The sequence below is a fragment of the Xylanimonas ulmi genome (assembly GCF_004216535.1).
GTDB lineage: Bacteria > Actinomycetota > Actinomycetes > Actinomycetales > Cellulomonadaceae > Xylanimonas > Xylanimonas ulmi.
In genome coordinates this window covers 2,894,542-2,907,256 of sequence record NZ_SGWX01000001.1, presented here as the reverse complement: position 1 = coordinate 2,907,256, position 12,715 = coordinate 2,894,542, and the positions used below count along the sequence as shown (strand labels likewise).

12 protein-coding genes are annotated in these 12,715 nt (G+C 69.7%); 3 read left to right on the top strand and 9 right to left on the bottom strand.

Annotation, left to right across the window (positions count from 1 at the left end; translation table 11 throughout):
• Positions 1–95: 95 nt before the first annotated feature.
• Complete coding sequence (locus EV386_RS13475; RefSeq protein WP_242608103.1) at positions 96–701, top strand: TrmH family RNA methyltransferase; 606 nt, start codon at positions 96–98, stop codon at positions 699–701.
• A 182-nt stretch (positions 702–883) separates the two neighbouring features.
• Here EV386_RS13475 and EV386_RS13470 read toward each other — a convergent pair whose 3' ends face one another.
• Genes EV386_RS13470 through yhfZ form a run of 8 tightly spaced genes read right to left on the bottom strand, consistent with a single transcriptional unit; the run spans position 884 to position 8,449 of the window.
• Positions 884–2,140 carry a phosphopentomutase gene (locus EV386_RS13470; RefSeq protein ID WP_130415779.1) on the bottom strand — a complete coding sequence of 419 codons (1,257 nt, stop codon included), beginning with the start codon at positions 2,138–2,140 and terminating at the stop codon, positions 884–886.
• Positions 2,137–3,303, bottom strand: a complete 1,167-nt coding sequence (locus EV386_RS13465) for an alanine racemase (protein WP_130415777.1) — start codon at positions 3,301–3,303, stop codon at positions 2,137–2,139. Before EV386_RS13465 ends, EV386_RS13470 begins: the two co-directional genes overlap by 4 nt.
• Before the next feature lie 5 nt (positions 3,304–3,308).
• Positions 3,309–4,394: an aminotransferase class V-fold PLP-dependent enzyme gene (locus EV386_RS13460; RefSeq protein WP_207216538.1), complete on the bottom strand. Its 1,086-nt coding sequence runs from the start codon at positions 4,392–4,394 to the stop codon at positions 3,309–3,311.
• Positions 4,395–4,420: 26 nt separating this feature from the next.
• A complete protein-coding gene (locus tag EV386_RS13455; RefSeq protein WP_130415773.1) occupies positions 4,421–5,389 on the bottom strand; it encodes a phosphotriesterase family protein in 969 nt (322 codons plus the stop codon).
• 20 nt (positions 5,390–5,409) lie between these two features.
• On the bottom strand, positions 5,410–6,807 hold the full coding sequence (locus EV386_RS13450) for a YhfT family protein (protein WP_130415771.1): 1,398 nt from the start codon (positions 6,805–6,807) through the stop codon (positions 5,410–5,412).
• Positions 6,807–7,166, bottom strand: coding sequence for a DUF2620 family protein (locus tag EV386_RS13445; RefSeq protein WP_130415769.1), 360 nt, complete (start codon positions 7,164–7,166; stop codon positions 6,807–6,809). Before EV386_RS13445 ends, EV386_RS13450 begins: the two co-directional genes overlap by 1 nt.
• Entirely contained in the window at positions 7,163–7,543 is a 381-nt protein-coding gene (locus EV386_RS13440; RefSeq protein ID WP_130415767.1) for a PRD domain-containing protein, read from the bottom strand. The genes EV386_RS13445 and EV386_RS13440 overlap by 4 nt, the downstream gene beginning before the upstream one ends.
• A 12-nt stretch (positions 7,544–7,555) precedes the next feature.
• Positions 7,556–8,449, bottom strand: a complete 894-nt coding sequence (gene yhfZ / locus EV386_RS13435; RefSeq protein WP_165399940.1) for a GntR family transcriptional regulator YhfZ — start codon at positions 8,447–8,449, stop codon at positions 7,556–7,558.
• 321 nt (positions 8,450–8,770) lie between these two features.
• On the opposite strand from yhfZ, the gene fbaA reads away from it, so the two are divergent.
• Entirely contained in the window at positions 8,771–9,793 is a 1,023-nt protein-coding gene (fbaA, locus tag EV386_RS13430; protein WP_130415762.1) for a class II fructose-bisphosphate aldolase, read from the top strand.
• Positions 9,794–9,931: 138 nt separating this feature from the next.
• Here the strand turns inward: fbaA and EV386_RS13425 are convergent, their stop codons facing one another.
• Entirely contained in the window at positions 9,932–10,324 is a 393-nt protein-coding gene (locus EV386_RS13425; RefSeq protein WP_130415760.1) for an STAS domain-containing protein, read from the bottom strand.
• 110 nt (positions 10,325–10,434) lie between these two features.
• On the opposite strand from EV386_RS13425, the gene EV386_RS13420 reads away from it, so the two are divergent.
• Positions 10,435–12,639, top strand: a complete 2,205-nt coding sequence (locus tag EV386_RS13420; RefSeq protein ID WP_130416937.1) for an ATP-binding SpoIIE family protein phosphatase — start codon at positions 10,435–10,437, stop codon at positions 12,637–12,639.
• Positions 12,640–12,715 lie beyond the last annotated feature (76 nt).

Genomic DNA, 12,715 nt, shown 5'->3' with positions numbered 1-12,715 from the left:
TTGAGCCTGTCGAAACCACCCCGCATGGGCCGTCGGGTGGTTTCGACAGGCTCAACCACCGGGAGGCGCTCGACGACGGGGAGCGGGAGCGGGCCGTGGGCGTCGGCCCGTGGCTGGGCGAGCTGCCCGACGGCCCGCAGTGGGACCCCGAGCTGCTGGAGCTCGGCGACCGGCGCAACGTCGTCGACCGGTACCGCTACTGGTCGGTCGCGGCGATCGTCGCCGACCTCGACGCGCGCCGCGACCCCGAGTTCGCGCTGCACGTCGCCATCGAGAACTGGGCGCACGACCTCAACATCGGGTCGGTCGTGCGCACCGCCAACGCCTACAACGTCGCGGGTGTCCACATCGTCGGCCGACGGCGGTGGAACCGTCGCGGCGCGATGGTGACCGACCGCTATCTGCACGTCCACCACCATCCGGACGCCGACGCGCTCGCCGCGTGGGCCGGCGCCGCGGGACTGCCGCTGGTCGGGGTCGACAACGTGCCGGGCTCGCAGCCCATCGAGGCCTACGCGCTGCCCGCGCGCTGCGTGCTGGTGCTCGGCCAGGAGTCCACGGGCCTGACGCCCGCGATGCAGGCCGCGTGCGACGTCGTCGTGCACATCACGCAGCACGGGTCGACGCGCTCGCTCAACGCGGGCGCGGCGGGCGCCATCGCCATGTACGCCTGGGCGCTACGCCACCACCCCCACCCCTAACTGCTCCGGCCCGCCTGGACCGGCTCCGGGCCCGGTCTAGTCGTCAGTCTGCGCTCTGGTCGTCAGATCGGATTGACGATCAGAGCGCAGACTGACGTCCAGACCGCGCAGCGCGGCCAACCGCCGTCAGGTGCAACACCGGCCACCGGCGCTGCGACGTCGGTCCCAGCGAATGCGCGCTCTCACCGATGAGTCGCCCCGCCGAGCGCGAGAAGGTCGGTTGGGGAGCCGTGTGCGAGATCATTCGGGTCGAGGCCGAGGTGAGCAGCGACCGACGCGCCGACGTCGGCGAGCGACTCCAGATCGACCCCGCGCATCGCACCGTTCGCGCAGTCGGCCCGATGTCGGCCGCCGCTGGCGGCCAGCACCGGGACGTACTCGCGCGTGTGATGAGCGTGCCCGATGAGTGGGTCGTTGCCGTGGTCCGCGACGACGACAAGAAGGTCACCTGGCCCCAGGGCGTCGAGCAGGTTGGGGATAGTCGCGTCAACCTGTTCAAGGAGTTCGATGAACCGGGCCGGGTCCTGCTGGTGTCCTGCCAGGTCGGTCTGCTGGACGTTGGCGACGACGAGGCCGCCGCTGTGAGCCGCGCGCACCGCGTCTGCGAGGACTCTCTCGGTCGAGACCCCGGGGAGGCGCACGACGTCTGCATCCGTCGCGAGGATGTCCGCAGCTTTGCCGATGAGGGTGACCGGCAGACCCGCGCGGGCGGTGACCTCAGGGAGTTGATGGCGGTGGTCTATGTCCGCGCCGAAGTGCTGCACCCGCAGGCCGCCATTGCGATAGAAGCCAGAAGCAGGTGTGTCCAGGCCGACGACGCCGAAGGCGCCGGGGCGGACGGCCGCGGGCAGCGGCTCTGACGAGTAGCCGCCGACGGCGATGACGCGCGCCACGGGAGCGACCGAGCGCACCGCGGAGGCGACGTGAAGGATCGACTCCCAGGGCATGTAGTCGAGTCGAGCCGAGACGTTCCAGATCAGGCCTGGGTCCGCCTCCAAGTTGTCATGGACCAGCAGTTCGTCGTCGACGACGATGACGGGTCCGCCGTCGAGCAACGCGGTGCGATGCCCGGCGGCGTGGAGCGCCGCGCGCACCTCGTCGAGGCTCTCCTCGAGACGCCGCAGTACGACGTGGGACATGTCGGCCCCCATCATCGTCTGGTGTCCGGCGAACGTATCGGCTCCGGGGTAGCCGAGCGCGGCGCGCCGCGCGACACGCGGGAGTGTCAGCGCCGCAGACCCCAGCCCGAGGTCGGGGCGCAGCGTCGCGAGGCCAAGCGCAGCGAGGTGGGGTACCCGCAGCGCGGACCGGTCGCGCGCGCCCGCCCAGAGGGACAGCGAGCCAAACGTGTCCGCGCGGGAGTCGGCAGACCGGATCTCGCCCGCGTCGGGCATGGCACCGACCCCGAAGCCGTCGAGCACCAGGATCGTGGCCGTCATGCCGCGACCACCTCGCCCAGGGCGGTGAAGACTCCGTCGACATGGGGTGAGCCCGCGGCGATGCCAGAGACGACGGCGACGTGCGACCTGGTCACGAAGATCTGCGTCCGGAACGCCATGACGGCCGTCTCGCCCAAACGCGGAGAGACGTCAGCAGAAGAGGGGTCCAGGCGACGGTAGTAGTCGATGTTCTCCGGGGGATCGGGCAGCAGGGCGATCCGCCGCGCGGAGTCGGCGCTCCCGAGCAGTGCGTTGCGAGCGCCACCGCGGGCGTAGAAGCCACCGCCGATGACCTGGGGTCGCGGCGACTCCTGCCCGACCTCCGACACATAGACCATCGCGGGCCGCTCAAGGAGGTCGTCACGCACGGCGTGCTCGGGTGTCGACCCCGTCAGCGCATGACCGGGTTCGATGTGTGTGCCGCCCGCCGCCGCGACCAGCGGGACGGTCGAGCAACTCGAATGGCTGGGCAGACTGATGACGGGTTCGACTCCGGCGCCGCGGATCACCTCTGCGGCGCGCAGCACTGCGTCAAGCGTGGCAGTGACGCGCGGCCTGCCGAGGGCGGGGTCGAACACGACGCAGGGGAAACCTGTGACGCCAACCAGTCGGGTGTGCGCGAGGCTCTCGGTGGTCTCAAGGAGACGGGCCATGTCGCAGGGCGCGAACCCGCCCTCCTGCCCAGGGTAGGAATCGGAGGCATGTCCGGCGATGCGAGCGATGATCGGCTGGACGATGCCCAGGCTGCGGGCTGCGGCGTCGACCGCTCGGAGGTTTGAGACGTCGTACACCGTGACATGGTCTGCGCCTGCGGCGAGGATCTCAGGCAGCGCCTTGCGTGGGATCTGGACGAGGTGCCCGACGTTTCCAAGGTGCGCGCCGCCGGCGAGCAGCGCCCGTGCCTCGCGCACGTCGATAGCCGTGCCAAGCGGGAGATGCTGGGTGATCGCCCGGGTGACGAGTGGGTTGCGGCCAATCTGCTTGATGACAGCCCAGGGAACGAGTCCGTGTGCAGTGGCGGTCGCCGCAAGTGCGCGGGCATTGGCGGACACGGTGTCGACGTCGATCACGTATGTGTCGGGTTCAATCAGGCCGTCGGCGTGCAGTGCCTGCGCGGCCTCGATGAGGTGGGGATTGCGGCGCAGTGTGGTGTCGAGGAACACGACGCTCAGCCTCGCAGTGCGCGGCTCAAGATGTCAGCCGTGAGGTCGGCACCAGCGCGCATCGGGTTGATCCGCAGGGTCCATTCGCGCAGTTCGGGCTGTGCGTCGAGGGTCGACGACGAGAGGCGATAGATCATGGGTGCGATCTCATACCGCGAGTTGGACCCCACAGGGTAGGGCGCAGCGCCGTACCGGGAGGCCCGCGCGCGCACGTCGTCCGCGACTGGCGTGTCGAGCAGCGCCACGACACACAGGTCCTGGACGTTCGCGACGACGGCGTCGGCGATCCCGTGCACGGCGCCGTCGCGGAGCAGTCTGGCGAGCCGGTGGACCTCCTTCGACTGCCGCGCCCAATTCAGGGGTGCCGAGACGAGGGACTGGAGCGCGGCGACGGCCTGCGGGCCTTGGACCTGCCCGCCGCCAGAGTAATTGGCGGCGTGAGCGGCGTCGCATAGGTCGGCGTCCCCGACGACGACGCCCACTCCCTCGGGACCGTGCAACTTGAACAAGGAAAAGGTCGACGCTGCTGCGCCTACCTGCACCCCGAGCCGTGGTGTGCGGACAGCCGCGTAGTTCTCGTCGACGATCACGCGCTTGCCGAGCGCATGGGCTCGTTCGACGACGGCGATCGGGTCGAAGCTGTCCGCAAGACGCTGCCGGGTGTGCTGGATGTATACCCAGGCGGGCGAGTCAGGGGCCTTCAAGGCTGCGTCCACCGCCTCGGGGTCGTTGAGGTCGACCCGCACCGCCTCAACGAGGCCATCGCGGAAGGTCGTCGCTGTTGTCGAGTAGTCCGGGGCGTCGTGCGCGAGCAAACGGCGCTGGCCGTCGCGCCAGGGACCAGCGGACAACGCGGCGCGGATCGCGCCGGTCCCGGCTCCCTGCACCAGACAGGCGTCCTCGGCGTCGAACGTGCGCGCGAGGACCCGCTCGACGCGCGCCGTCGTGTGGGGGCGTCCTAAGCCGAGCTTGACGCCGACGTCTGCGCGGAACAGTTCGTCGCCAGGCAGTTCGTCGCAAATGGCGGCGACAATGCGCTGTTGGAGGGCAAACGCGCCCTCGGCGTCGAGGTGCGGCAGGGGGGTTGTCACCGGGAGAGTGGGGCGGACTAAGGTCATCACAGGGCCTCCTCGCAGGGGGAGGGGATTGGCGCCGCGGCGCCGTCGACGTCTACTCCGGTGAGCCAGCGCAACGCGTTGCGTCGGAAGAGTTGATCAAGGGTGTGCTTATCGATGCCAGCGGCGCGCAGCCGTGCGGCGAACCTGCCCAGGGTGTGGGAGTATCCCTTGCCGCCTGCGACGCGGAGGTAACTGCGTCGAGAGATGTCGTTGCTGAGCAGCAGGTTTCGCTCTCGGCCCTGCTCGAGGAGGTCGAGCACCAGGCGCAGGCGGACGTCGTCGGGCTGGTAGGACTCTTTTCCGATTGTGTCGAATGCGATGTACGCCCCCGCGTCGGCGATCGCGGCATGTTGGGCGGCGTCTGTCGTCAGGTCTTGGTGGCCGATGCTGACCCGGCTCAGGTCGACACCCGTCGATGCGAGCAAGTCAAGCTGGGCTCGGGCACCCGTGCCCAGGTGGGCATGGGTCGAGACCGGTCGCGCCGTGGCCGCCGCCGCGCGACCGGCTGCCAGGAGGCTCACCCTCTCGGGCGCGCTCGGGGTCTGCCCGTGCGTGCCGATCTCGCCGATGACACCGGCGAGGACATCCGTTCCGTCGACTCCCTCGGTCAGGTCGCTGATCAGCAGTGCCGTCGCGCGTCCGACGTCATCGCCCGGCTCGGCGGCCGGGTGGAACCGCTCGTAGTACCACCCGGTGCTGGCGACCACGGGTACTCCCGACGTCGTCGCAATCCGCCGCAACGCGGCGATGTCGCGACCCATGCCTCGCGCGGTCTGGTCGATGACGAGTGCGAGGCCGAACCGGGCCGAGGCGTCGGCGAGTTCAGTGGCGACGGCGGGGGTGTCGTCGTCGCTGAGTACAGCCTCGCTGTCGAACTCGACTCTCAGGTCGATCGCGAGGTGCTCGTGCGGCAGTACGGCCCCGCGCACGCTGTGGGGGTCGATCGGGCCAAGGACGGACTGGATCATGGTCGTGAGCCTCCTGCCGCTTACGCGACCGGGGTGAACAGACCCACCCAGTGCAGGAGGTTGAGCAACACGCCGGAGACAAGGATTGCGGCGGGGCCGGCGGCCATACGGATGACTGGGCGGCCGAGCGCCTCGTTGAGTAGGTACAGTCCACCGACGAGCAGCGCCCCTAGGCCGCCACCCATCGACAGGGCAACCATGAGCGAGCCGACGAGGATCGCCGCTTGGAGGGCCTCGTTGATGGCGTTTCGTATGTGGTCCGCCGACTCTCGAATCGACGGCCAGCGCTGCATCCACTTGCCAAGGCCGGAGAGGGCGAAGACCTCGACGCTGAACACCAGCGCACCTGCGATCGCTGCCACGACTAGGGCCAACGCGGGGTTGCCGATGAAGTGACCGATCAAGTATCCGACCGGGTAGACGAACGTCAGACCGGCCATGGCGTACGCGCCGGAGGCCAACGCCGTCGTTGCGATCAACGGGATGAACCCGAACGCACGCCAGAAGTCGACTTGCGCGGCCTCGACGAACTGGCGATCTGCGACAAGGAACGAGGTCGCCTCGCCGCCGGCGAAGATCCCGGTGGCGGAAAGGACGGCCACCGCTGCGCCGAGCACGGCAAACCACGGCAGGTACTTGCGTAGGCGGGCGGCGTTCGGGCCGAAGAGTTGGTCGACGGCCGCAGCGGCAACGGCCTTATTCCCAGCATGGGCGGCTCGCTCTGCGTCGCTCATGCTCGCGAGGGCGACGGCCTCGGCGCTGCGTTCGCTGCGGTCCTTCGTGACAGCGAATGCGACGAGCATGACCACGCCCGCGGCCATGGCAATGGAGGCGGCGAAGATGTTCGGCCAGAGCTTCATGGTGGCGACCGTCGCGGCGATCTGGACGCCGAACGTGATCAGGCCCTTGGTGCGGCCGAACTGACGCGCCACCGCTAGCGCCGGGAAGATCGCGAACAGCCACAGGATCGGAGTCCCGAGCTCGCCGAGGGCCGAGATGAAGTCGACCGGAAGGTTTGCGGAGAGGTTGTTGATCGATGACAGACCCCACGCGGAGATCGCTCCCCAGCCCAGACCCGCGGCGGCGGCGAGCCACCACGTCGGAGCGACGAGACCGAGGATCTCGGCGGGCAGGAAGAGCAGCCACGGGTTGAGCACTCCGGTCGACAGCGCGAGAGGGGCGCCGAAGCCGAAAATGAACCCGGCCGATAGGCCGAACACGACGGTCGCGGTTGCGGGGCGGGTGGTCTTGCCGCCGATGAAGTCGAGCATGAAGGGGCGCGCGCCGTCGTTGAACACGGCCAGGGCCTTGTGGGCCATGACGGCTGCGACGGCAGTGACGATCATGACGGTGATGGACTGCCAGGTGGCGAAGTGCACGCCGCTGGCTTCGTTGGCGGCAGCGAGTAGTGCGAACATCAGACCTTCTCTTCCTTGAGGAGGGCCGCCCACAGGGCCGGGACGGCGTCGTCGATCTGGTCCACCGAGAACCCGAAGGCGACCTTGCCTGCGGAGAGTTGGGCCTCGATGTCCTCTGCGGTGAGTGCGGCGCGGCCGAAGGTGTGGCATTTGTCGGCGCCGAGGAGTCCAACGAGGACGCCGAGGCTGGCGCCCGCGCCGGTGTGACACGTGCCGAGGTAGTAGTCGGCGTCGCCGGTGCGCAGCTTAAGCGCCGCGTCCATGTCGCTGCTGACGGTGATGGTGTCGTGTGGGCGGAGCATTGACCTGAGGGCGTCAGCGACCTGCGCCTTGCCCACGCCTCCGGCGATGATTCTCATGACGACTCCCTTGTCAGGTGGTGGTTCAGCAGGGCGATGTGAATGGTCAGGAACTTGACCTCCGCGTCCGGCAGAGGTCGTCGGAACTCCTCGGCCACGCGATCGGCCATGCGTTGGGCCGTGATCGGCGTCGAAGGGTCTTTTGAGACCACCTCGGCGTAGACGTTCTCGTCGGGCGCGGTCACGGTGTCGTCGCCCTGGGCTAGGCGTGTCACCGCCATCACCGCGTGTGAGACGAACAGGCCGGCTTGCTCGTCGTCGAGCGTCGCCTGCGGGTCGATCATGGCGAGTTCGCGTTCGACGAAGTCGACAGCCCGCGAGGGGATGGAGTCTGTCGCCCGGAAGGCGTCGAGGCGCTGACGAAGCTCGTGGTTCATAGCGGTGCTCCTTCAGTAGGACGGGATGGCGTTGCCCGCGACGACGTCGTGAGCGAGTTGGACGACAACTGGGTTCGTGAACGCGTCGAGCACGGCGACGGGCACCGAGACGTCGGATCGGACCCGGACTATGACAGCGCGTGTGTCTGACGAGTCGAGTGCCGCGGGGAGCGGCAGGGTGGTGATCGGGGCCGAGATGTGGCGGCGGATCTCATCGGCGTTCCACACCGTTGCGTCGATGGTCTTCGCGCGGAACCCGTGGTCGAGGTGGTTGTAGGAGACGTCCACGAGACGATCGGCCGGCACGTCGCCGAACACGCGGCGCACGAGGGTAACCACGTCGGCCGACGAACGGTCGACGGCGATCCGCAAGTCAGGGTCGGTGACCTGCTTGCCCTCGGCGAGCACCGTGACGTGGGACGCGACGTAGCTGCCGTCCCCGAAGTCGCGCACGACCTCCAGGTCCTCCTCTGTCGACATGGCGAGTGACGAGAGCAGCACGTAGTCCGACCGCCCCTCGCGCAGAGACCGGAGGCGGGCTGCCGAGCCGCGCATAAACGCCAGCGTGAGCGGGACGCCCGTGGCCTCGAACCCTGCGGCCAGCCCGGTCGCAAGCCCCTCGTACCGAGGGGTGTAGGGCAAGGGCATGGCGAGCGAGACGGAGCGATCGCCCGACAGTTGCCACAGCACTCGGTGGTCGATCGCGTCAACGAACGTGCCTAGGTGGCCGCGTGCGACGAGTCGCAGTGCGCCCGCGTTTTCGAGCAGTCCGAACGCCGCTTGCACAGTGCCCCTGCCGCAGCCGAACTGCCCTGCCAGGTCCTGGACCCGCGGGACGCGGTCTCCCGTGTTAAGTCCACTGAGCGCGTCAGCGAGCCGGGCGGCCGCGAGGCCCGCTCGAGACATCAACATCCCCGTCAACGGCACAAGACGAGAGTATCCAGAGAACCGGATATTGTCCCTTGTTTGGCGCGCCTCGGTCCGGGGGTGTCGCGCGAGAGCGTGAGTCCGCGGGCGTTCGCAGGTCTTGAAGGCAGGCGCGGGCTGGATTCGTGAGCCAGACCAGCAAAGCCGTGGTGACTCCTGTCGCGCGCGTTGTCATGGCCCGCCGACTGGTGCCGTCCGCGCCGTCGCACCGCGTGCGCGCGACCGCCCGCATGACGGTCAGGCCACAGGCGTGGGAGGATGCCCAAGGAACATCCCCCACATCTGCTTGGAGTATCAACGATGCCCATCGCAACCCCTGAGATCTACGCCGAGATGATCGACCGGGCGAAGGCCGGCAAGTTCGCCTACCCCGCGGTCAACATCACGTCGTCCTCGACCGTCACCGCCGCCATCCAGGGCTTCGCGGAGGCCGAGTCGGACGGCATCATCCAGGTCTCTGTGGGCGGCGCCGAGTACGCGTCGGGCTCGACCATCAAGGACCGCATCACGGGCTCGCTCGCCCTTGCCGCGTACGCCACCGAGGTCGCGAAGAACTACTCGGTCAACATCGCGCTGCACACTGACCACTGCGTCAAGAAGAACCTGGAGTCCTGGGTCCGCCCGCTGCTGGCGCTCGAGGCCGAGCAGGTCAAGAAGGGCCTGAACCCGACGTTCCAGTCGCACATGTTCGACGGCTCGGACATCCCGCTGGACGAGAACCTCGTCATCGCCGCCGAGCTGCTCGAGCTCTCGCAGGCCGCGCGCACCATCCTCGAGATCGAGGTCGGCGTCGTCGGTGGCGAGGAGGACGGCCACGTCGCCGAGATCAACGAGAAGCTCTACACGACCGCTGAGGACGGCCTCGCGACCGTCAAGGCTCTCGGCGCCGGCGAGAAGGGCCGCTACCTGACCGCGCTGACCTTCGGCAACGTGCACGGCGTGTACAAGCCGGGCGCCGTCAAGCTGCGCCCGTCGATCCTCGCGGACATCCAGAAGGCCGTCGGCGACGAGATCGGCAAGGCCAACCCGTTCGACCTCGTCTTCCACGGCGGCTCGGGCTCGACCGCCGAGGAGATCGCCGAGGCGGTCGACAACGGCGTCATCAAGATGAACATCGACACCGACACGCAGTACGCGTACTCGCGTCCGGTCGCCGGCCACTTCTTCACCAACTACGACGGCGTCCTGAAGGTCGACGGCGAGGTCGGCAACAAGAAGGCCTACGACCCGCGCGCCTGGGGCAAGCTGGCCGAGGCCGGCATGGCCCAGCGCATCATCGAGGCGAGCCAGCAGCTGCGCAGCGCCGGCAACAAGATGCGCTGAGCCCACTCGCAGGGCACAGCCGCCGGCGCGAACGCGCCGACGACGCTCAGAACCCTCCGCCCACCGTGGGACAACCCCGGTGGGCGGAGGGTTCTGCGTTGTGGTCCGGCGGCGCGTGGGGCGCGCAGCGGGTGAATCTCAGTCCAGGCCTTCGTCCTCGTCGACGATCTCCAGGAGCTCGCCGATCCGGGTGACCTCCAGCAGGAACTTCACCGTGGGCGGGGCGCGCAGGATGCGCACCTTGTGGGGCATGCGCGAGCCGAGCCGCGCGAGGAACGCGACGCCCGAGGAGTCCATGAACGTGATGTGGTGGGCGTCGATCTCGACGGGCAGGCCCGTGGCCTCGGCCTCTGCCGTGGCCTCGCCGAGCTCGGGCCCGATGTCGGCGTCGATCTCTCCGGACAGCACGATTCGCGCGCGAGATGTGCCGACGATGAGGTGGACGCTCGCGGGGTCTCCGAACTCGGGCACGCCGTCGTGCCCACCCTCTTCGCCGAGCGTCGTTGGCTTCGGGTTCGATGTGTCCCGCACGGTGCTCCTTTCGACTGCCCGGCCTCGCGTGCTGTCGGGGACCACATTACGGTTAAGCGACCAGCAGGGACACCATCTGTCCCGTGTCGCACCGGCAGGCGGAGGAGGATATGGCGGGATTGGCCGGACAGCACGTCGCACCGTCCCCAGACCTGTTCGCCGAGATGGTCGCGGGGACGTCATTGTGCATGTTCGTCACGGGCGCGTACGAGGACGGCCTGCCGCTGGTGTGGGTCAACGACGCGTTCACGGCGAAGACCGGTCTGACGGCCGGGGTCGCCGCGCCGCCGCCCGTCCCGGGACGCGCGTCGCTGGGTCCGCTCGAGCATGTCCTGGTCGAGCCGTCGGATGCCGCGCTGGCCGCCCCGGCGCTCGCCTCGGGCGAGGGCGGCACCTTCACGATGCAGTGTCTCCGCGCTGATGGGGCCACGTATTGGTCGCATGTGACGTTCACCCCACGGCGTGATGTGCTCGGCACGGTCACGCACTTCCTGGGCACCAGCGTCGATGTGTCGGCGTACGTCGACGAGCGCTCGGCCCAGTTGCAGACGCTCGCGGTCGAGCGTCGCCAGCGCGCCGACCTCGACCTCATCGCGCAGACCACCGAGCTGCTGGGCGACCTGGAGTACCCCTACGCGCTGCGTGACATCGCCGAACTGCTGCGCTCGGTGGTGCCGTGGGCGGCGTTCTACCTCAACGACGACGGCCTGCTGCACGCCGACGGCATCGACATGGCCGCCCCGCCCGGGGGCCGCGGGCGACGTCACGCGCGTTATGTCGGCGGCAGCGACGCCGACCCGCTCGACCCGGCCCCGAGCGCGCACGGCGCGCGCGAGACCGTCGACGCCGTGCAGGATCTGCTCGACGGTCTGGTTGACGGCCCCGTGTTGCTGCGCCTCGACGTCGAGTACGCGCCGTACTCCGCCTCGGGCTGGCTGCGCCGCGACCTGGTGCGCCGCGTGCTCGACGAGACGGGCGTGCGGCCCGGCTCCGTCGTCGTGCACGCCGTGGGCGGTCGCCGTCAGGTGCTGGGCCTGTTGGTCACCTGGAACGGTGACGAAGCGGGCGCCGGGGCGACGACGGCGAGCGTGCTGAGTGAGCCCGACGACGTGCGCACCGTCGTCGAGGTCGTCGCGCGCCGCGCGGGCACCGCGATCGACAACGCGCGCCTGTACGCGCGCGAGCACCACCTCGCCGAGGCGCTGCAGCGGGCGATGCTGCCCGAGCAGGCCGACGTGACCGGGCTCGACGTGTGGACCTATTACGCCCCCAACGCCGAGCACGCCCAGGTGGGCGGCGACTGGTACGACGTGCTCGACATCGACGGCTCGACGGTCGGTCTGGTGATCGGCGACGTCGTGGGGCACGACGTCGAGGCCGCGGCCGCGATGGGCCAGCTGCGTTCGGTGGTGCGCTCCTACGCCTACGAGCTCACGACGCCGTCGGTGGTGCTCGACCGGGTCGACATGCTCGTGCAGGGCATGCGCATCCCGCGCTCGGCGAGCCTGGTGTACGCGACGCTGCGCCGCCGGGCGCCCGAGGAGAGCGACGTGCCGGGGGAGGTGAGCGCGGACGAGTCGTGGGACATGGAGTACACGCGCGCCGGGCACCTGCCGCCGCTGCTGCTGCGGGGCGGCACGGTGCGCCAGCTCGACGGCGGCGGGGGGTCGCTCGTGGGCTTCGGGTTCGTCGAGCGGCGCACCACCACCGAGGTGCTCTACCCGGGCGACGTGCTGCTGTTCTACACCGACGGCCTCATCGAGCGGCGCGACCGCTCGCTCAAGGTGGGCCTGGAGGCGCTGGTCGAGACCTCGGCGCGCATCACCGCGCGCGACGCCGCGGGGGTGGGCGAGGAGCTGCTGTCGCGCCTGGCCGACGCGCCCGAGGACGACGTCGCGATCGTCGTCGTGCGGCTGCCCGACCCGGTGGCCGACGCGACGACGCCGAGCCTGAGCCCGCGCTCGCGGCGGTGGCTGCTGCCCAGCGAGCCCGCGTCGATCGGGCGCGCACGCCACGCGGTGCTGCGCTCGTGTCAGGCGTGGGGGCTGCCCGAGTCGGCCTCGGCCGAGCTGGTGGTGTCCGAGCTGGTCGCCAACGGCGTGCTGCACGGCTGGGGGCACATCTCGCTGCGCCTGTTCGACACGGGCGACGGCCTGCGCATCGAGGTCGAGGACGCCAACCCGGCGCCGCCGGTGACCACCGACGGCCACCCCAACCGGGTGGGCGGGTTCGGTATGCAGATCGTCGAGCGGCTCGCCGACTGGGGTTGGCGCCCGGCGGGGTCGGGCAAGCTCGTCTGGGCCAAGATCAAGTAGCGCGGCGGCCGCGCAGCGCGGCCTGCGTGTCCCTGGTGTTCGTTTGCGGTGCGAGTGTGCTCGTTTGCGTGTCCGT